The 20782-nt window shown below is 67.2% G+C and carries 17 protein-coding genes and 1 pseudogene; 4 read left to right on the top strand and 14 right to left on the bottom strand.

All coding sequences use genetic code 11. The annotated features are described in order from the left end of the window. From P3W85_RS29140 to P3W85_RS29205, 14 genes and pseudogenes are all read right to left on the bottom strand, one after another. Window positions 1-232 (bottom strand): annotated as a pseudogene (locus P3W85_RS29140) (sigma-54-dependent Fis family transcriptional regulator); the annotation flags it as partial. 38 nt (window positions 233-270) lie between these two features. After that, on the bottom strand, window positions 271-2001 hold the full coding sequence (locus P3W85_RS29145) for a TadG family pilus assembly protein (RefSeq protein WP_276267314.1): 1731 nt from the start codon (window positions 1999-2001) through the stop codon (window positions 271-273). Then, window positions 1998-2357 carry a DUF3613 domain-containing protein gene (locus P3W85_RS29150; protein ID WP_276267315.1) on the bottom strand — a complete coding sequence of 120 codons (360 nt, stop codon included), beginning with the start codon at window positions 2355-2357 and terminating at the stop codon, window positions 1998-2000. The genes P3W85_RS29145 and P3W85_RS29150 overlap by 4 nt, the downstream gene beginning before the upstream one ends. Window positions 2358-2475: 118 nt before the next feature. Further along, complete coding sequence (locus P3W85_RS29155) at window positions 2476-3375, bottom strand: tetratricopeptide repeat protein (RefSeq protein ID WP_430869642.1); 900 nt, start codon at window positions 3373-3375, stop codon at window positions 2476-2478. Beyond that, complete coding sequence (locus P3W85_RS29160) at window positions 3372-4382, bottom strand: type II secretion system F family protein (protein WP_276267316.1); 1011 nt, start codon at window positions 4380-4382, stop codon at window positions 3372-3374. The genes P3W85_RS29155 and P3W85_RS29160 overlap by 4 nt, the downstream gene beginning before the upstream one ends. A gap of 11 nt (window positions 4383-4393) precedes the next feature. After that, complete coding sequence (locus P3W85_RS29165) at window positions 4394-5320, bottom strand: type II secretion system F family protein (protein WP_276267317.1); 927 nt, start codon at window positions 5318-5320, stop codon at window positions 4394-4396. Next, window positions 5313-6629, bottom strand: coding sequence for a CpaF family protein (locus P3W85_RS29170; protein WP_017230956.1), 1317 nt, complete (start codon window positions 6627-6629; stop codon window positions 5313-5315). Before P3W85_RS29170 ends, P3W85_RS29165 begins: the two co-directional genes overlap by 8 nt. Before the next feature lies 1 nt (window position 6630). Continuing rightward, window positions 6631-7905, bottom strand: coding sequence for an AAA family ATPase (locus P3W85_RS29175; RefSeq protein ID WP_430869643.1), 1275 nt, complete (start codon window positions 7903-7905; stop codon window positions 6631-6633). Further along, window positions 7905-9266: a type II and III secretion system protein family protein gene (locus tag P3W85_RS29180; RefSeq protein WP_276267318.1), complete on the bottom strand. Its 1362-nt coding sequence runs from the start codon at window positions 9264-9266 to the stop codon at window positions 7905-7907. Before P3W85_RS29180 ends, P3W85_RS29175 begins: the two co-directional genes overlap by 1 nt. Before the next feature lie 89 nt (window positions 9267-9355). Beyond that, on the bottom strand, window positions 9356-10330 hold the full coding sequence (cpaB, locus tag P3W85_RS29185; protein WP_276267319.1) for a Flp pilus assembly protein CpaB: 975 nt from the start codon (window positions 10328-10330) through the stop codon (window positions 9356-9358). Window positions 10331-10415: 85 nt separating this feature from the next. Continuing rightward, a complete protein-coding gene (locus P3W85_RS29190) occupies window positions 10416-10880 on the bottom strand; it encodes a TadE/TadG family type IV pilus assembly protein (protein ID WP_035818330.1) in 465 nt (154 codons plus the stop codon). Between the two features lie 88 nt (window positions 10881-10968). Beyond that, window positions 10969-11472, bottom strand: coding sequence for an A24 family peptidase (locus P3W85_RS29195; RefSeq protein ID WP_276267320.1), 504 nt, complete (start codon window positions 11470-11472; stop codon window positions 10969-10971). 4 nt (window positions 11473-11476) lie between these two features. Next, window positions 11477-11659 carry a Flp family type IVb pilin gene (locus tag P3W85_RS29200; protein WP_017230950.1) on the bottom strand — a complete coding sequence of 61 codons (183 nt, stop codon included), beginning with the start codon at window positions 11657-11659 and terminating at the stop codon, window positions 11477-11479. A gap of 338 nt (window positions 11660-11997) precedes the next feature. After that, window positions 11998-13164, bottom strand: coding sequence for a collagen-like triple helix repeat-containing protein (locus tag P3W85_RS29205; protein ID WP_276267321.1), 1167 nt, complete (start codon window positions 13162-13164; stop codon window positions 11998-12000). Between the two features lie 791 nt (window positions 13165-13955). On the opposite strand from P3W85_RS29205, the gene P3W85_RS29210 reads away from it, so the two are divergent. From P3W85_RS29210 to P3W85_RS29225, 4 genes are all read left to right on the top strand, one after another. Continuing rightward, the gene (locus P3W85_RS29210) at window positions 13956-15551 is read left to right on the top strand and encodes a collagen-like triple helix repeat-containing protein (protein ID WP_276267322.1); all 1596 of its coding nucleotides are present in this window, start codon (window positions 13956-13958) and stop codon (window positions 15549-15551) included. Between the two features lie 190 nt (window positions 15552-15741). Then, on the top strand, window positions 15742-17409 hold the full coding sequence (locus P3W85_RS29215) for a ShlB/FhaC/HecB family hemolysin secretion/activation protein (protein WP_276267323.1): 1668 nt from the start codon (window positions 15742-15744) through the stop codon (window positions 17407-17409). A 117-nt stretch (window positions 17410-17526) separates the two neighbouring features. After that, complete coding sequence (locus tag P3W85_RS29220) at window positions 17527-19812, top strand: TonB-dependent receptor (protein WP_276267324.1); 2286 nt, start codon at window positions 17527-17529, stop codon at window positions 19810-19812. Between the two features lie 163 nt (window positions 19813-19975). Then, a partial coding sequence (locus P3W85_RS29225) for a TonB-dependent receptor (protein ID WP_276267325.1) occupies window positions 19976-20782 on the top strand: 807 nt, incomplete at its 3' end.

The raw sequence follows: 20782 nt of genomic DNA on the forward strand, positions 1-20782 counted from the left end.
GCGCCGCTTCCCAGTCCAGCGCGGTGAACTTCGCCGCGCCGATCACCGACACGCTGATGACCGCCACGCAAGGCTTCAGGCGCGGCTGCGCCGGCAAGGCCTCCAGCGCGCCGGCGCGGATCACATCCACCCCGAGCGGCGACAGGAAACGCGCCACGCGGTCGGCAATATCGGACTTGCCTTCCCATACATAAACTTCAAGGCTCTCGTAGGCCCAGCGATCTGTCTTCATCTGTCTTCCGCCGTATCGCGATTAGCCTGCTGCATGGCTCAGAACACCAGCTCGGCGTTGTTGCAGTCGATTCCCTGCATCCAGACCGTGGCGCCGCCGAGGTTGAGACCCAGGAGGTTGAGCACGGTGCTGACTATGGGGTCAAGCAAGGTGAACAGTGGCTTCAGCAAGGTACCCAGCGACAATGGAAGGCTCACGGGGAGCCCAAGCACGGTCACGGTGGCCGCCACGTTCAGGTTGTCGAGCGCATCCACCGCTACGCCGCTCAGCACCGATGTCGTGGAGACGCTTGCGGTCTGGCCCGGCGCCAGCGTCATGGTCGAGGTATTGACTGGAACCGTGCCGGTGCTCGGACTGCCCGAGGCAGTCACCCTAATGCTCAGCAAATCGACCAGGTTCAGGTCCACCAGCGTCACCGGGCCTGAAGCGCAGCCGCTGCCGCTGGCCGCTGCCAGGCAGGCCTTGACCACACCGGTGTTCACGCTCAGCGTGGCGCGGCAATCCGCCTTCGCCGCGGCGCACCGGATGCTCTGCAGCGAGGCCGTGGCCTCGGCCAGCTCCACATAGAGAGGCACATTGAGCGTCACCAGCTGGGGCAGGATCCCTCCGCCCACATTGAGCGCCACCGCCAGGCGCAGGCCCACTGCCGCCGTGTGCGCCGTGGTCTGCCAGGCCGGTGGCGCGCTGCTCAATTGCCGGGCCGGTCCCACCGCCATCACCGGCGGCCGCACGATGTACAGATTGGCGCTCGCGCCGCCGATACCCGCCGGCAGATTGACGTTCAAGGGCAGCTGAATGGCCGCATTGCCATTGGCCACCTGCGCGCCCAGCGTCAGCAGGCTGGCGACGTTGAGCGCCACGTCGGCGGCCGACGAGGCCGCCGGCGCCAGCACGCCCAGGTTGAGCAACTGGCCCAAACCGACGTTGGCCTGGACTCCGCTCACGCCAAGCTTGGTCGGCGGGCTGCCCAGCGCGGTCGACAGCAACGCATCCTTGCCGGCCGCGCCCAGCACCAGGGCATAGAACTGCTGGATCGACAGCGACGTCTTCAGCAGCTCGTCGATGGTGCCGACGCCCAGCTTCAGGCGCAGCTGGTCGAGCGTGACATTGGCGTTGAGCAGTCCCTGCCAGTCCAGCACGGAGAACTGGACGGCGCTGCCCAGCAACAGGCTCAGCAGGCTATTGGCGGAATTGAAATCCAGCAGGCTGCTGCCTAGCGAAAACGAGGCCACCGGCGGGCTCGCGTTGGCGATCGCCTCCGCCCGCAACTGGCGCGCGGCCCCCCCCGGGAAGACGAACAGGATCGGCACGGTCTGCGTCGCCACCACCTGCACCGCATTCGCCGAGAGCCTGGTGGTGTCATATGCCGCGTTGAAATGCCGCGCGGTGTCGCCACCGGCGGTATATGCCGGATCCCATACGCCCAGGCAGACCCGCATGCCGTCGGCGCCGCCGCTACCCGCCGTGTTGCAATCGGCGGCGGCGGCCCCGCTGTAGTCGTTCTGCGTGCCGGCCGATTGCACGGCGCTCAGCACATTGGCCGAAGTGGTAGCCGCATCCGCTGCCTGCTTGAGCTGTTGCGCGCCGGCCAGGGCAGCCATGTCGGCCACCTTCTGCAGTTGGCGCTGGCGATAGAACACGTGGCCGACATCGACCGAAACCAGCGCCCCGACCGCCACCGTCACCAGCAGCAAGGCGCCAAGCACACCGATGGCGCCGCGCTGCCGGCCGCAGCGCCGGGCAGCGAGATGGGGGCAGTCCCGGCTCATCGTCCCACCGTGCCCTGGCCCATGCCACTGCCCGAGCCTTTTTGCGCGCCCGCCTGGCCGATGTAGAACTCAGGGATGGGATGGGTAAACGTCGCCATATAGCGCTGGTAGGACAAAGCGGCCTGCTCCCCGTGCAGCTGCTGCGCCTGTCCCGCCTGCGCGCCACTGCGCTGGATCTCGAGGAGACCGCGCACCCGCGCGCCCACTTCCTGCCGGGCGGGCCGCGTCTCACGCGCGGCCGGCGCCTCGGTCTGCGCCACGGCGGGGACCAGCCCCATGCCTAGCACAGCGATCGCCAGCGCCATCCCGCAACGGGGGGTGGCACCGCGCAGGCTTCTCGTTCTGGTCCGGTTCATGGACAACTCCTGGGTTGTTGCGATCGAATCTGGCAATGGGTGGGACAACTGGTGGGGCAGCCGGTAGGACATAGGGGAAATGCGCGGGTAATGGCGAAAGTGCGCCTCGAACATGCTGTCATGGCGTGGCCTGGGTGAGCTCCGTCAGCCGGACGTGGCTCGGGCCAGCCGGGGATGCCGCAGCCAGCCGGGCCGGCTGCCCTGCCACGGGCGCCGCCGCGCGCGCGCGTTGCGTGCTGGCGCGCCTGACCCGCTCCGCCTCCTGCAGGACAGCCTTCTGCGTAGCCGCAGACAGCGCGGCGCGCTGCATCAGCGCCACCGCCTGCTCGCGCTTGCCATTCGCCACCAGCCAGACCGCGGCGTTGCTGACCACGCGCGGGTTCCTGCCATCGAGCTGCAAGGCCTGCATCACCGGCACGCGCGCCTCGGGCAACGCACCGGTGCGCATCAATGCGTAGCCCAGGTCGTTGGCAACCTGCGCATTGGTGGGATCGGACTGCGCGGCTTGCCGCAACGCCGCCGCTGCGCCGGCAAAATCGCTCCTGCGGCCGGCAAGCAGCCCCAGGCCATGGTAAGCACGGGACTGCACCACCGAGCCAACCAGGTTTTGATACGCTTGCGCGGCCGCCGCATCCTGGCCGGTCTCGCGCAGCGCGTCCGCGCGCATCAGCGTCAATGCGGGCGAGGCGCCAAAGCGCTTCTCGTAGACGTCGATGTGCGCGAGCGAAGCGAAATACAGGCCCTCGTCCTGCATCTTGCCGATCAGGCCCAGATAGACCGACTTGTCGTCGTAGCCGGCCCTGTCCTGCTGGTCGCGCAGCTTGGACAATGCCACCTGGGCGTCCGCCTGCTCGCTCATGCGGTTGGCCACGGTGCTGCCGCAGCCGCTCAACACCGCTATCGCCAGCACCTGCGTCAGGCGCCTGGCCCAGATCCGGCCAGGCGCGGCGAAGACGCCCGCAAGCGCGGACCCCGGTATTTGCCGCACGGTGGCGGCACGCTGTTCTTGTCCGTTCACTTCAATCCCCCCGACATATGCGAAAGCATCCGCATCACACCCAGGAAGCCCGGCCCGGCCGTGATGATCAGCAGCACCGGCAGCATGGTCACCACCATCACCGCCGTCATCTTCACGGTCAGCTTGCCCACCTGCTCCTTCATCCGCGACTTGCGCCCCTCTTGCAAGCGCAAGCCGAACTGGCGCAGCGGTTCCTGCACCGCGCCGCCAAAGCGGTCCACCTGGCTAAGCATGGTGGTCAGGCTCCTCAGGTCCTCGCTGTCGAACAGGCGCCCGATGCGCTGCAAGGTCTGCTCGCGCGAGCGGCCCGAGGCGAACTGCTGGTTGGCGCGAGTCAGTTCCGGGCCAAGCACGCGCAGCATGCTGCCGAACTCGGCCACGATGATCTGCAGGCTCTGGTCGATCGACAGGCCCACCCCTTGCAACAGCCGCAGCATATCGACCAGCACGGGCAGTTCGTCCTCCAGGCGCCGCAGGCGGCTCTGCGCGCGGCGCCGCAGCATCCATTTAGGCGCGAGAAAACCCAGCGCAAAGGTGGCGAAGGCCCAGAACAGCGCGGCCATCAGGGAAGCAGGCAAGTGCCCGGCAAATACCGCGGCGGCCAGGGCGGCTGGCAGCGACAGGCGCAGGCCGCCAAATACCGCCCGCGCCTTGTCGCCGTAGAAGCCGCACTGCTCAAGCAGCCGCTCCTCTTCGGCGGTCACGACCGTCTTGCCCAGCGGCGACGCGAGCCAGCGCTGGTCGAACCGCTTGCTAAGCTGCCCGCCGAGCCGCGCGCCAATCCGCGCGCCGGCGCTCTGGACCTGGGCCGCTGCGGCATTGGCCGGGGCGGAGGCAGCGCCTCGCGCGGGAGCCGTGGCGGCAGCGGCCTGGCGCGACAGCGCGGCATCGATGGTGCGCTCGGCGCGATGTCGCTGCCGCCACTGGCCCACCAGCGGCAAGGCCAGCGCGGCCAGGCCGACGGCCGCGACGCACAGGCTCAGGGAGATCAGGGTAGTGCTATCCATGGTCTCTTGTCCTATACCGACCTGGCCAGGCGGTAGAGCATGACGGCCCCCAGGGCCTCCAGCGCCACGGCAACCAGCAGCAGCATCCTGCCGCTCGGGTCGCGCCACATCATCATGATGTAGGCCGCGTTCATCATGAACATCATCCCGCCCACCACCAGCGGCAGCAAGCCCAACACCCACGCCGACATGCGTGTCTCCGACGAGAGGGCATGGAGCTCCTGCTGCGCCTGCTCGCGGTCGCGCATAAAGGCGGCGGTACGCTCCATGACGATGTCGGCGCGGCCGCCGTAGCGCACCGCCAGCCGCAGCACCGACGACAGCAGCAACAATTCGTCGACGCGGTAGATCCGCGCCACCTGCAATACCGCCTGGTCGAGCTCCTTGCCCGCACGCTGCAGGTGAATGGCCTGGACCAGGCACTGCCGCAGCGGCGCCTCGGTATTGCCGATGGCTGTCTGGAATGCCGAAGGCACGCTGCTGCCGATGCTCATCATCCGCACCACGGCGTCGAGAAACGAGGGCAGTTGCCGGCGCAGCTTCTGCCCGACGCGGCGCGCCCGGTTCCAGAGCAGAAAATAGAGCAGCGCCAGCCCGGTGGAAAACCCGGCCACGGCGGCAAGCCAGCCGCCGAGGATTGCCGCCACCACCGCGGTCGCAGCAATCGATGCGCCCCAGAGCGCATAGGTACGGCGCGTGGGGGCCAGGTCGGCACGGCGCATGAAATCCGCCCACTTGCGCCGCAGATCATGCGGCTGGCGTCCGGCTTGCGGCTCGGCCGGGGTCGCGTAGCGTGCCTTGACCTGCTCGGTTTGCGCTTGCACGAATGCGCGTGCGCTCTCCTCCTGCGCGCGCGCCCTCGCACTGGCCAGCATCAGCAGGCCAAGTCCAAGCAGAACGAGTGCGGCCGCGGCCACGGCCAGCGCGGCGCTAGACATCGAAGCGATCGTCCAGGCCGAAATCGGCAGGTCGCATGCGCGCCAGCTTGGGCGAATGCGGCAGGATGCCCAGCGACAGCCAGCGGTCGACCTCGGTACCGTCCGGGCCGACGAAGGGCTCGTGGCGGAACAGCTCCTGCGTCGAAATGATGTTGTCGCCAAGCCCCGTCACTTCGGTGACGGAGAGGATGCGCCGCTTGCCGTTGGACAGCCGGCCGATCTGCACGATGAAATCCACGGCATTGGCAATCTGCCGGCGCAGGCTGGCCTCGCTGCCCTGGAAGCCGGCAAAGCCCGCCAGCATCTCCAGGCGGTACAGGCACTCGCGCGGGCTGCTCGAGTGGATGGTTCCCATCGAGCCATCGTGGCCGGTGCTCATGGCCTGCAGCATTTCCAGCACTTCCCCGCCGCGCACTTCGCCCACAATGATGCGGTCGGGCCGCATGCGCAGGCTATTGCGCAACAGATCGCGAATCGACACCACGCCGGTCCCCTCGAAGCCGCCGGGACGGCTTTCCAGGCGTACCACGTGCGGATGATTGAGCGCGAGCTCGGCGGTGTCCTCGATGGTGATCACGCGCTCGCTATCGGGCACGTAGGTGGCCAGCGCGTTGAGCAGCGAGGTCTTGCCGGAGCTGGTGCCGCCGCTGACAAGGATGTTGCAGCGCGCCTTGACCGCGGCCTCGAGCAACTCGTTGACCTCCGGACTCATGGTGCCCAGCGCCTGCAGGTCGGCCGGCGTCAACGGGTCCTTGCGAAACTTGCGGATCGACACCACGGGGCCGGCCAGCGCCAGCGGGGGAATCACCACATTGATCCGCCCCCCGTCAGGCAGGCGGGCGTCGACCATCGGATTGGACTCGTCCAGCCGGCGGCCGATCGGCGCCAGGATGCGGCGCACGATACGCAGCAGGTGCCCGCCATCGGCGAAGCGCACCGGTATCCGCTCCAGCACGCCGTGCCGGGACACATAGACATCGAGATGCCCGTTGACCAGGATATCTTCCACCGCGGGATCGTTCAGCAGGTCCTCGATCGGCCCGAAGCCCGCCAGCTCCTTGGTCAGGGCCTCGGCGATCTGGTGCAGTTCGACCTCGTTGATGGGAATGCGGCGCAGCCGCGTGAAACTTTCCAGTTCCAGGTCGACGAAGCGATGGATCGCGGTGCGCGACCAGCGCCCGAACTCGGCGCCGAGCTCCTCGATGCGCGTGAGCAGATGCTCGTGGGCCGCTTCCTTGATGTTCTGGAATTCCTGCGAGGCAGGAAAAGGCGCGGCGGAATTATCGGAGAATTCGATGGCTTGCGACATGTCAGTTCCCAGCCCGCTCAGCGCGCAATGCGCGCATGGCGCGCAGCGCTTCGGGCAGTTTTTCTTTTACCCGGCCCAGCAAGCCTGTTTCGCTTGCTGTGCCGGCACGGTATCCCAGCCGGTCCACCAACTGGCCAACGGCACGGACATACGGATCGGCGGGGCTGTCGTCGGCCAGCACCGCGCCCCGGTTGAGCGCCAGCACCAGCGGCTCGCGCCGGTCCGGCAGGGTGCCGACGGATGGCGCTTCCAGCCGCTGCGCGATCTGCTGGGCATCCACGCCCAGCCGGGCATCGAAGCGAGACACCAGCAAATGCAGGTCGTCGCGCTCAACCTCCCGCTTCTTCAACTCCTGCAGCAATTCAGCCGCGGAAACGATGGCGCCCACACTCTGGTCCACCACCATCACCACCATGTCCGCCGCCTTGACCAGGTGCGCCATGAACTCCACATTGCTGAACCCGCCCAGGTCCACCACCTGCAGGTCGAAGAAGGCGCGCAGGCGATTGAGCAGGCCCAGCGCCTCCATGAAGGAGATATCGCGCAGCTCCGCCAGCGTGGCGGGCAGCGGCAGGACCACCACGCCGTTGCCATGGCGCGCCAGCGCGGTTTGCACGAATACCTGGTCGAAGCGCCGCAGGTTGCGCACGCCTTCCACGAAATGAAAGCCGGGGCTGATGTTCATATAGAGCGAGCCATCCCGCACCGGCAACCCGAGATCCATCAACAGCACGTCGCCATGGCTGCGCCGCCGCACCGCCGCGGCCAGGTTGGTCGCCAGCGTGGTGGAGCCAACCCCGACCCGCGCGCCCAGCACCGCCACCACCTTGCCCCGGCGGGCCGGCTCGGCCTGCCCGCGCACGGCAAGCAAGCGGCGCACGATTTCGATAGCGCCCGCCGGCGACGCCCGCATATCGACAAAATCCCTGGCGCCGGCACGCAGCGCCGCCAGCATGATCTCCGGCTCGCCGGCATCTCCCACCGCGACCAGCGGCAGCCCCGGATACAGGCGCGCCACCTGCTCGGCGAGCCGGCTGGATGCCTCCGCCCGGTCCCGCGTGAAGTGCAGGAAGACCATGCCCGGATTGACCGCGCCGACCTGTTCCAGAAAGGCCGCTTGCGGACCGCCCTCCACCACCAGCCGGCCAAGGCTGCCAAGCGCGTCCGCCAGCCACTGCCGGGGTTCCACCTGCATGGAGTTGAACAGGAAATAGTTCCCCGGCGTCTGCCCTGCCGCGTCGGCATGCCCGGCGCTGTCGTCCTTCCCGTCAGCCATCATTTCGAAAAACCCGGCAGCGTGGGGTCGGCGTACTCGCCAAGCACATACCGGCCCCACACATTGGGATTGCCGCTGGTGAGTCCGTCGTCGCTGAGCGCGGCCACGGCCGCCGCGCCCTTGGCCAGCGGCCGCACCAGGCGTGGCGTGACCACGATCATCAGCTCGCGGTCTTCCTGGTTGAAGTTCAGGTTCCTGAAGAAGGTACCGATGATCGGCAGGTCGCCGAGGATGGGTACCTTGCTGACATTGCTGACCGTGTTGCGACTGACCAGGCCGCCGATCACAAAGCTTTCTCCATCGCCCAGTTCCACCGTGGTATCGGCGCGGCGGGTAACGATGGCCGGCACCGCGGCGCCGTTGATGGAGATCCCGCGCGAGGGATCCAGATCGCTCGCTTCGGGCGCCACTTTCAGCGCAATGCGGTCCTTTGAGAGCACCGTCGGCGTCACCGTCAGGCCGATGCCGAACGGCTTGAACTGGATGGTGGTTGCCCCCAGCGACTGCGGCACCGGGATCGGGATCTCGCCGCCGGCAAGGAAGCTCGCGCTTTGCCCCGACAGGGCCACCAGGCTCGGCTCCGCCAGCACCCGTGCCATCCCGTTGCTCTCCAGCAGGCTCAGGTTGGCGAAGATCCCGCGCGACAGCGATGCTGCAACCAGATTGAAGGCGCTGCTGATCGGCGAGGCGATATCGGCGCCCAGCGAGCCCGGCGTCGATCCCGAACCCGGCGCAAACGTCGCCTTGTTAAGCGATGAAGGCGAGAACGTACCGAAGGCAAAGCCACCGTTATTCCGATAGAAATTGAAGCCCACCTCCTTGAGCACGGTCTTGCTGATCTCCACCACCTTGACGTCGACCTGCACAGTGCTGGCAACCGGCAGCGTGGACCTGTCGGTCACTACCCCGGACTTGCCCTCGCCAGAGGACACCGCGGCCCGCGCCAGCCGCTGCGCGTGCAGTGACGCCTGGGCGTCGCGCGCTTCGCCGGTAATCGTGGCGCCCGCGCCGGAGACGGACACCTCGGGGCCGTTTGCATCGGCCTGCGTCGCGTCCACCTGCACGCGGTAGGTCCGCGGCGCCTCGCCGCGCGCCCACACCATCAGTTGCGTCGCGCCAGGCTTCCTGGCGACGACCAATACGCTGTTGGGGCCGGAGCGGCCCTTTAGCAGCAAGGCATCCGCCACCGACGGATCGCCGATCGCTACGCGTTCGAGCGGCCCGGCCAGCCGCAATTCCTGCTGGCTGCCCGCGATCAGCCTGAGGTCGCGCGCGCCGCTGTCGGCTGGCTGTGCCCAGGCCGTTGAAACGGCGCCGCAGGCGGCCAGGCTGGTTACTGCTCCGGCAAGAATGGGGTTCATCGATCGACTATCCAGAAATCAGAAATGACAAATCAGAAAGCCCTTGGGCTGGCGTGCCCGGCGCACCGGCACCGCCGTACGCCACGGCTTCACTCGATCTCGCGCTTGCCGCCGCGGATCACTTCGACACCGTTCAGTGCCACGCTCGTAGTACCCCGGGTACGCGGTGCCATTGCGGCTGGCACCGGCGATGGCGCCGCGTTCACAGCGGCCAGTTCACGCTTTGCCACGCCTGTCGTCCCGGTGAGGCCGGTCAGCGCGACGCCTGCCACCGCACGGTCGGAAGGCGCGAGCACGGCGAGCGCGGCAGCCCCCTGGCCTTTGGCCTGGCCTCTCGCCCGCAGTACCGGTGCGGGCTCCTCGAACAAGCCTTCGGTGGGAACGCCGGGGTCTTGCGGATTGCGCAGCGCGAGCAGCAGGCGGCCGGTCTGCTGGGCCATCGCAAGCTTGCCGACATCGTCCACCGGCACCGCCAGCACAGCGGTCTTGGCGCCTTCGCGACGGACCATCATCTGGTCGGGCGCGGGCTTGGCCGCCTCAACGACAGTGCCGGCACCATAGGCGAGCACGCGCATGCGCGCCAGCAGCATGCGCGCCTGGCTGCCGTCGATCTCCTGGCCATCGCGGCGGAACACCGCGAAGACGTCGACGAAGTCGCCAGGCTGCACCTGGTTGCCCACGCCGATCACTTCGTCGACGGCCACCGCCACCGCGCGCTCGCCATCCCGTACCTGCGTGGCAAGGCCGGCCAGCAGCTGGCTTTCCAGCACCGGCATGTTGGCGCCGATGCCAACCACCGGCACCTGGCCGGCAACGCGAGCCACGTCGGTATAGGCGCCTGCCGGATTGATCGGCAACTGTTCGACCTTGAGCGCGTCCGCGGGCACCGGCTTGCCGGCTTCGATCGCCTTGACCGTGATCACCACCGGATGCAGCGCGACGCTCCCCGACACCGGCGCTGCCGGCGCCGGGGGCGTGCGCGCAACGCGCCACGCCAACAGCGCCAGCAGCGCGGCGAGGACGAGCAGCGCAATGGCGAGCACGCGAATCTGTTTGCTGGTCATGCGATATCTCTGGTTCGGGTAAATGGAAACGGGATCAGGCGCGTGTCGGCAAACGGCATTGGCGGCAAGGCCTGCAGGCAAGCCATCACGTGTCAGGCGACAGTTGCACCGTCGCACTGCCGGTGAGCGTGGTGGGCAGCGGTACGCCCGGCACGACCGGCAGGATCGAACTCGAAGTCAGGCTTAGCGTGACCTTGACGCAGACCGATCCGCCCGGATTCGCGCAGCTGATCACCTGCGCGACATTGCCGGCGGGGATGAGGCTGCTGATCGAGGTGGGCAGCATGGCCAGGGCCGTGCTGGAGGCCGCGCTCACGCGCAGGGCCTGGGTCGCCGCCGCGGTGTTGGCGGAGGCGCCGCTTGGATAGCGCAAGGCGGCGCGCGCACCTTCTTCCGCCGCCAGCGTGAGCACCTGCTGCAAGGCCAGCACGATGCCGAAATAGACGATGCCGATCACCACTGTCAGCAGGACTGGCAGGATGATGGCGAACTCAAGCGCGGCCGCTCCGGACGAACGCGTCCGCACGGCGTGGTTTCCCCGCAATGACATACTTCACCCGGTTATCTTCTACTTTTGCGCCGAACCGGTGGCGCGGACCGCTGAGCGGCTGGCGAGATGCCATCCGCCTGCGCAGCGACTACCTCCCGGATACCATCCACACCAGCAAGCCGACGGCAAGGTAGGCGGCATAGGGAATGCCGCGCGCCTGCGCCATCTGCGCCATCGCGGCCGGGGCCGTCGCGACCGCCTGCCGCCGCAGCAAGCCCGCAATGCGGTCACGCCATGCAGCCCTGACCGTGCCCGCTTGCGCACTTGCCAACAGCGCATGTGCGCAAGCCAGCAGGCTGCCGACGACCCACACCGTCACCAGTCCCACGGGACCGGTGAACAAGCCTGTTACCGCGAAGAACTTGACGTCGCCTGCGCCCATGCGCCCCAGCGCATAGAACGGCAACATGACCAGCAGGCCAATCACGAAGCCCAGCAGCCGCGAAGCCAACCCCGGCTCAGGAACATGCCCGAACAGCAGCACCATGCACACCGCCGCCAGGGTGGCAGCCAGCACGGCATTGGGTACTTTCCGATAAGCCAGGTCGGTCCAGATGGTTACCGCGCAGAAGAGTGCGGCAATGGACCCCACCGCGTCAGGCGGCGGGAAGGAGTGCGAGGATTTTCGCCCCGAGGTTGGAAAAGGCGGACGAGAGATTGCTGCCAAGCGTAGTGGCGCCGGCAACCATTCCCATCGCAATCAACCCTGCAATCAGACCATACTCGATTGCGGTTGCCCCTTGTTCGTCCCGAATAAAGCGAACCAAAGCGTTTTTCATGATGTCACTCCGTCTTTTTTGAATTAACACATCATCCAGGGTCCGCGTACCTTCCGACGCCGCCCGGCTCTTGTGGCCTGGCTGGGGTCGAGCGATGACACTGGTAGGGAATTTATAGTGCAAAGCCATGTATCAACCATACCCCCCCTTGGAGTTATATTTGTCTCAGCATAAAGGCTGACACCCGTTTGAAAACAGCGTCTTTTTAAAGAGCAACCGTTCTACTCTCGCCAGATACGACACCCATTCGGGTGACCGTCCGGCGCGACGCGCAATAAAAGGATGCGCAGCGCGGGGTAAGGACGTCTGCGCACCGTAAAGGCTTTCCCTGCTGATAATCAGAGGCCCAGTCCGCCGAGCAGCGGCAGCGCCGGCGCTGGTGAACCGCCGGTGGCGGTGCGCGCTCCGTTCAACACGCCGGCAACGGGCGCAAGCAAACCCGTCAGCGGTGCCAGCGCACCGGCAGCACCATTGCCGCTGTTCGCACCGGCGCCACCCAGCGCGCCGGTCACGGGGGCGAGCAGGCCCGCCAGCGGTGCCTGTGCGCCTGCCGCGCCCGCGCTCGTACCCGGACTGCCGGCCAGGCCAGCCAGCGGCAGGTTGTTGAGCAGTCCGCCCAGCGGGTTGCTGCCTGCCGCCGTCCCGCTGCCATGCAACAGCACGCCGGCCGCGGCCACGGTCTTGCCCGCTTCGGTCACAACGCCGCCAAGGCTGGAAACCGGCGGCGTGTTGGTATTGGTCAGCAAGCTGCCGCCGCTGGCCACGGAATTGCCGAGCGTGACCAGCAGATTGTTGACGGGAGCGCCGAGACCGGTAGCGGCACCGAGTGTCTGCGTGGTGTTGGTGAGTTGCGAGGTCAGCGGCACGATCACCTTGCTCACGCTGCCGGTGACCTGTGCGACAGGTCCGGTCGAGAGGGCTTGGCCGAGCTTGCCGCCAACGGTCGTCACCGCACCACCGGCCTGATTGACCAGGCCGCCGACCGGCGTGGTCACCGCGCCCAGCGGCGCCAGCTGTCCGGTGCCGAGGCTGCCGACCACGTCGCCGACGCTCGATACCGTGACACCGGCTTTCTGCACGACGTTGCCCGTACTGGCGACGGTCACGCCAAGCGGGTCGCTGACCGCGCCCATCTTGCCGAGGCCATCGCGCACGCCAGCGCCGAGCGCGCCCACTGTGTCACCCGCATTGACCACCACCCCACCGAGGCTGGTGCGCGTCGCATCGGGCACCAGCGGCAATTGCGTGCCCTGGATCGTCTTGCCGATATCGCTCACCACGTTGCCTGCCGCCACTACGGTGTTGCCTGCACCCTCCGTGACCTTGGCGGTCGGCGTGGTGTCGGGCGTTGCCGCAGGCGTGGGTAGCGTCGTTGGCGTAGTGGGCGTGGAAGTGCCTGCATTGGCGCCGCTGCCGGAACCGCCGGAGGAACAGCCTGCCAGCAGCATCAGTGCTGCGGCACAGGCGAGGGTAACGGACGACATCGGGGCGAAATGCGCTTTCATTGGGATCTCCTGGTCTTCCTCGCGGAAGGTTCTCCTGGCGGAACAGCAATCGAATCGGCTCTGGGCGATGCATGCGAAGCAGCGGGTACCGGGGGGCACGAACCCCGGGGAAGCGTTTCGCTCCACGCTGCGCCGCGCACCGCGCTTGTCGGAGGACTTAACCGCAAACTGCGTGCCACCTCTCGCGCATGTCGCGTCGAACCCCGCGCACGAAGCCGCAATATCGGCGCAAACCCTTGACTGGATACGGCATCGGCCGCGTCTGGCGCATTCGGATGAGGCCGCCGCAGAGGGCGGCACGGCGGCCTCTCGCGTGTTACGTGCTACGTAACGTGTTCCCCCCAAAACGTTCCTGACGCCGAATCGACGGGCGTGCGTGCGCCACGGCGGACCTGCGCAGCGGTTCTCCCTACGCAGCCGGTCCATACAGGCAGGGAAGCACGAGGCATTCGCCCGCATCGCCAGCGCTTGCCGACGCGCGCTGCACGATCGCGCAACAATGCTGAGTGCCGGCAATATTCACGCCCGATGTTCCCGTTCCGCGCCACGGCGTTACGTAACGCGTAACAAGGAAACGCTGGCAGCAGCGCCCATGTCTGGTCCTTTCGCGACCATGTCTCATCCTCCCCAAACTCAAGCGTGGCCAGGGCTGGCGAGTTTTCGCAGGCACTCTCCCGGCTGCGGTGCAACGGCCGGGCACGCACTGGCACACCCTTTGCGCAATGCAGTGCCAGCACGGCATGCGCGAGCGCTCCGTGAATTCACAACGGGAATAAAAAAGGGAAAAGGTCATGCGTACTCAGCAAGTCATCATCACGGCACTGCTCGGCTCGCTGCTGGCACTCGGCGGTTGCGCGAGCGGCGGCGGCACGACGTCCATGGATACCGGCAGCGGTGCGGGCAGCAGCGGCGGCGGCACCGGTAGCGGTAGCGGTAGCAATGCCGGCATCGGTGGCAATACGGGTGGCAATACGGGTGGCAATACGGGTGGCAGTACGGGTGGCAGCACTGGTGGAAATACCGGTGGAAATACCGGTGGCAATACGGGCGGCAACAACGGCGGTAGCACTGCAGCGCTGACGCCGACCAGCCAGATCGTCAATCAGGCAGGATCGCTGGTGAACTCGACCGGCAATGTCGTGAGCGACCTTGGCACGCAAATCAAGAACACCAACCTGCCGGTTCTCTCGACGCAATCGCAGGACGCCCTCGGCGGCGTGGTCGGCTCCCTTGGCGCCGCGGTCAGCACCCTGGGCAACGGCGTGCAGAACGGCCTGGGCAACATCCCCAACGCCGCGAACCCGCTCGGCACCACGGTGGCGAGCACCGGTGGCGTAGTCAGCCAGGTGGGCAACGCTGTGACCAATGCAGGTGCTCTGGTCAGCGGCCTGGGCAGCGGCCCGCTGGCGCCGCTGGCCGCGGTCACCACACCGGTGGGCTCGCTGGTGTCGCAGGTAGGTGCCGTGGTCAATGGCGCTGGCACCCAGCTCGGCACGGCGCTGTCGACCGGTCCCGTCGAGCAACTCACCAGCGGCGTCAGCAAACTGATCGTGCCGCTCACCTCGCAGCTCACCAACACCACGCAGACGCTGGGCGCGGCCACTGGCCTGGGTGCACCGGTCAACAACCTGCTGGCAACGCTGGGCGGCGGCCTGGCCATGGCCGGCAGCGCGATCAGGCAAACCAACACGCCAGTGGTGTCAGGCGTGGGCGGCATCGTTGCCGGCACCGGCAATACCGTGGCAGCGCTCGGCGGCGTGGTCTACAACCCGGGCGGCACTGGCGCCGGCAACCCGCTGGCCCCCGTCACCAGCCTGCTGGGCGGTCTCACCGGCGGTCTTGCCGGCGGCAACGCCAGCGGCCCGCTTGCCCCCGTCACCGGCCTGCTCGGTGGCCTGACCGGTGGCCTGACCGGTGGCCTCTCCGGCGGCAGCGCCGGTGGCCCGCTTGCTCCCGTCACCGGCCTGGTCGGCGGCTTGACCGGTGGCCTCTCCGGCGGCAGCGCCAGTGGCCCGCTTGCTCCGGTTACCGGCCTGGTCGGCGGCCTGGCCGGTGGCCTCTCCGGCGGCAACGCCAGTGGCCCGCTTGCTCCCGTCACCGGCCTGGTCGGCGGCTTGACCGGTGGCCTCACCGGCGGCAGCGCCGGTGGCCCGCTCGCTCCCGTCACCGGTCTGGCCGGCGGCGTAGTGAACACGGTGGCAGGTGCAACGAATGGCGGTGCCGGCAATGCGCTCGCGCCGGCAACCGGCATCGTCGCGAGCCTGAGCGGCGGCAACGCCGCAGGCAGCAGCACGGGCACCTCTGGCGGCAAGCCGCTCGCGCCGGTCACTGGTCTCGTAGGCGGCCTGCTGGGCGGCCTCACCAACGGCCTCGGCGGCAAGCGCTGATAGTTGGCGCATGCCGGTGCCGCAATCTGCGCTCCGGCATGCAAAAAATCGCAGAGGGACGCGGCATCGGCCCGTCCCTTGCAAGAACGCGGTGGCCATGCGGCACCGCCACGGGTAGCGGCACCCCTGGCGGCAATGGCACAGCGCGTGATAGCCGCACGCTGATTTTTACGCATTCAGGGGTTAGACCATGACGCACACACGCCTCCGTGTTGCCACGCTGCTGCTCGGCATCAGCGCCTGCAACAGTGTCCTTGCCGAGCCACGCAGCCCGATCCTGGGCGATCCCACCCAGACCCTGCCAAGCATCGCGCCAGTCCGGCCGCCAGAGAGCAATGTCACGGTGCAGGTAGAGCGCCCCGACGCCGCGCTGCAGAACCTGCTCTCCAGCAAGCTCACGCCACAGCGCTTCCAGATCGAAGGGGTCAAGGCGATACCGTTCGAAGAGATCGCCGCGAAATTCGCGCCGCTGGCCGGCAAGGAAGTCACCGTGGCCCAGTTGCTGGAAGTCGCCAACGAGGTCACCAGGCTGTACCAGCAGCGCGGCTTTCCGCTCTCCTTCGCCTTTGTGCCGACGCAGCGTTTCGAGAACGGCAACGTGCTGGTCACCGTGGTGGAAGGCCATGTCTCCACCATCGCCATCCGCGGCGAGGCGGGCCCGGCCGAAGGCCGCCTGCGCGCGATCGCCGAGCAGTTGATGAAGGACCAGCCACTGCGCCGCGAGACCTTCGAGCATTACGTCAACGTGCTGGCGTTGCAGCCCGGCATGCAGGTTGCCGCCACCGTGCAGCCGCCGCAGACCACGGATGGGGCTTGCGAGATGGTGCTCGACGTCAAGCGCAAGCCCTTCACTTTTGGCACCGGCGTGGACTATCGCTCGCCGGGCGTGCGCGGCATCTTCACCGCCACCACCAACAGCCTGACGCCGCTGGGCGAGCAGTTGTCGGTTTCCGCGCTTGCGCCCAGGGGGCCCGATCACGAGGAATACTACCTCGCCAGCTACGGCCAGCCGATCGGCACCGAAGGCATGATGGCCCGCTTCAGCGCGTCGCATTATCGGGGCGTGCCACAGAACGGTACCCTGGCGCAGATTGGCTACGACACCCGTTATGTCAACGACACCAGGCGCATCGGCGGCACGCTCAGCTATCCGCTCATCCTCGACAACACGCACTCGCTCACGGCCACCGGCGGTGTCTATGCCAACGACCAGTTCGAGCGCTACACGCAGGCCGTCAGCGGCCAACAGATCGCGCTGACCACGCACGTGCGCGTGCTCAGCGCGGAGCTCGCCTATGTGCAGCGGCAGGAGGGACAGACCCGCAGCGCAACCCTCGGCGTGTACAAGGGCGTGGATGCGCTGGGCGCCAGCCGCGAGAACAATACCAACGACCTGGACTTCGTGCGCGGCCGGCTGGTGGTTTCGCAAGCCACCGACCTGCCATGGGGTTTCGGCGTGGCAGCGTCCGCCGCGGGCCAGTACAGCGCACAGCGCCTGGCCTCGAGCGAGCAGATCAGCTTCGGCGGCCGCTTCTTCGGCCTTGGCTACCCGGCCGGCGAAGTGGCAGGCGACAAGGGCTGGGGCGCATCCGCGGAAATCAACCGCCTCTTCACGCCGGGCTCGACCTACCTGAAGACCATGCAGCCCTACGTGCTGGTGGACATGGCCCGCGTGTATTCGAACAGCCTGTCGCTGGTGCATCGCACGCTGTCGTCGGTGGCGATCGGCCTGCGCTTCTCCGACCGGCGCTACTACACGCTGGATCTCTCGGTGGCGCAGCCGGTGGGCGACAAGCCGGCCAATGCCTCGCACCGTTCGCCGAGATTGAACGCGACCTACTCGTACCAGTTCGAATAGGAAGGGAAGCGCGGCTGGGAAATTTCCAGGGCTTTTGCAGACTTTTCTGATTGCCGACGGGTTAAATGAGAATGATACTTATTTTCATTCAACCCAACCGCATCCAGACGGAGAATCATGCAAAGCGCCCTCGTCACCCGGACCAGCCGGAAGAAGACCTCCATCCCTCGCCTGACCGGCGCCGTCGGGGCGGCCATCGCGGCAGCGCCGGTGGCAGCCCAGTCCGCGGCAGGCTCCGCGGCGGCAGCGCATTTGCCGCCGGTCACCGTCAGCGGGTCCGCGCAGAGCCCGTTCAAGACCGACGCCACCTCGTCGGTCAAGACGCCGGGCCCGCTGCTCGATACGCCCCGCTCCGTCACCGTCGTCCCACAGGAAGTCATCCAGGGCACCGCATCGACCAGCCTGAGCGAAGTCCTGCGCACCGTGCCCGGCATCGCCTTTGGCGCCGGCGAAGGCGGCAATCCGGTTGGCGACCGTCCTTTCATCCGAGGCTACGACGCGCAGGCCAGCACCTTCCTCGATGGCTTCCGCGACATCGGGGCGCAATCGCGCGAGATGTTCAACGTCGAATCGGTCGAGGTCACCAAAGGCCCGGCCGGCGCCTACGACGGGCGCGGCTCGGCTGGCGGCAGCATCAATATCGTCAGCAAGGCGCCCAGGCTGGGCAGCTTCGCCGAAGGCAATCTCGGCGCAGGCAACGCCAGCTACAAACGCGGCACGGCGGACGGCAACTGGCAATTCGGCGGGCACGCCGCCGTGCGCGTCAACGCGATGTACCATGACGCCGGCGTGCCCGGCCGCGACGCCACGCACCAGGAGCGTTGGGGCTTTGCCCCTTCGGTAGCGTTCGGCCTGGACACCGCTACGCGGCTGACGCTGTCCTACTATCACATGCAGTCGGACGCCCTGCCCGACACCGGCATGCCCTATGACAATCCCGATTTCATCCCGCGTACCGATGGCAGGCCGCGCACGCGGCTGGCCGGGAACGGCTCGCCGCTCAAGCTGCCTCGCAACACTTACTTCGGCCTGGTCGACCGCGACTTCCGGCGGGAGAGCACGGATATGGGCACGATCCGCTTCGAGCACGATTTCAGCCCCGCCCTCAAGTTCCGCAACCAGACCCGCATCGGCAAAACCCGGCAGGACTACCTGTGGACGAGGCCGGACGGCAGCTTCAACGGCAATATCTACTACGACATGGTCTGGCGGCGCACCAACCAGCGCAACGGCACGTCCGGTACGCTGGCCAACCAAACCGACCTGTCGGGCGAATTCCTCACCGGCGCCATCAAGCACAAGTACGCCCTCGGCGTGGAGTTCTCCCGGGAAACGAGTGAAAACGATGGCTACAGCGTAGCCACCGGCAACAACCGCTGCCCCAGCGGCCCGGGCGCGGCCAGCGGCTACAACTGCACCACGCTGTACAACCCGGATCCGCACGACCCGTGGTCCGGCCGGATCGCCCGCAACTACAATCCGACCAATCACAAGGCCAGCACCGCATCGGTCTTCGCCTTCGACTCGATCGAACTCGACAAGCAGTGGCTGGTGAATGCCGGGCTGCGCTTCGATCGCTACCGCGGCGAGGTCGAGACCGCCCGCACCAATGGGGGCACCGGCCCGCGCAGCACCCATACGCGCGACGACAACCTCTTCAACTACCAGTTCGGCGTGGTCTACAAGCCGGTGGAAAACGCCAGCATCTACCTCTCCTACGGCACCTCGTCCACGCCGGCCGGCGCGGTGGTCGGCCAGGGTAGCGAGCCGAGCGGACTGGCCCCGACCAAAGCGGGCAGCGCGCTGTCTCCCGAGAAAAACCGCAGCATCGAACTTGGCACCAAATGGGACGTGCTGCGCAAACGCCTGGCCTTGACCGCAGCCATCTTCCGGGTGGAAACCACCAACGCGCGCATCACGCAGCAGGACGGTACCGCGGTAATGGCCGGCAACAAGCGCGTGGATGGCGTCGAGCTCGGCTTCTCCGGCAACGTCACCGCCCAATGGGCCGTGTTTGGCGGCTACACCCACCTGAAGAGCGAACTGCGCAGGAATGGCGGCTCGGGCATCGCCTTCGGCGCGAGCGACGGCCAGTCCTTCCCCAACACGCCTTCGGACAGCTTCAGCGTGTGGAGCACCTACCAGTTGCTCCCCAACCTCACGCTGGGAGGCGGTGCCTACTACGTCTCCAAGGTATGGGGCAGCGAAGCGCGCAACAACTGGGTACCGTCCTACTGGCGCTTCGACGCCATGGCCGCGTACCAGATCAACAAGCACGCCATGCTGCAGCTCAACGTGATGAACCTGGCCGACAAGGTGTATTACAACCAGGCTTATCCAGCACATTACGCTGCGATCGCTCCCGGGCGCGCCGCCATTCTCAACCTGAACCTGCGGTACTGAACCGGGGGGCGATTGACTCCGGCCAGGGCGCTCCCGACTCGCCGGCTCAACGACTAATGTAACGTTTTCGCTACACAATGTCTGGATGTATGTCTTGACTGACATATGGTTACAAATGATAATTACTCTCATTCTCAATACTATTCATGGATAGAGGAATATCGTGCAGACCGCTGTCGTCATCCGGAGAAACAAGAAAAACGCCGTCCTCCCGCGCCTGTCCGGGGCTGTCGGGATGGCGGTGGCGGCTGCGCCGGTAGCCGCCCAGTCGGCTGGAAACACCACGGCGGCCGCGGTCGAACTGCCCGCCGTGACGGTCAGCCACACCACCGACAGCGGCTTCAAGGCAGACACCGCCTCGTCCATCAAGACGCCCGCCGCGCTGCTTGATACCCCCAAGTCCATCACCGTCATCCCGCAGGAAGTGATCCAGAGCACCGCATCGACCAGCCTGAGCGAAGTGCTGCGCACGGTGCCCGGCATCGCGTTCGGCGCCGGCGAAGGCGGCAATCCGGTTGGCGACCGTCCATTCATCCGTGGCTACGACGCGCAGGCCAGCACCTTCCTGGACGGCTTCCGCGATATCGGCTCGCAGAGCCGCGAACTGTTCAATGTCGAGTCGGTCGAGGTCACCAAGGGCCCGGCCGGCGCCTACGATGGGCGAGGCTCGGCCGGCGGCAGCATCAACATCGTCAGCAAGGCGCCCAGGCTGACCAACTTCGCCGAAGGCAATGTCAGCGTGGGCAACGCCGAATACAAGCGCGCCACCGTCGACGGCAACTGGAAGTTCGCCGACCACGCGGCATTCCGCCTGAACGCCATGTATCACGATGCCGGCGTCGCCGGGCGAGATACCACCCACCAGAGCCGCTGGGGCTTCGCGCCATCGGTGGCGTTCGGCCTGGGGACCGACACGCGCCTGACGCTGTCCTACTATCACATGCAGTCGGACGATATCCCCGACACCGGC

Source organism: Cupriavidus basilensis, from assembly GCF_029335485.1.
Lineage (GTDB): Bacteria > Pseudomonadota > Gammaproteobacteria > Burkholderiales > Burkholderiaceae > Cupriavidus > Cupriavidus basilensis_E.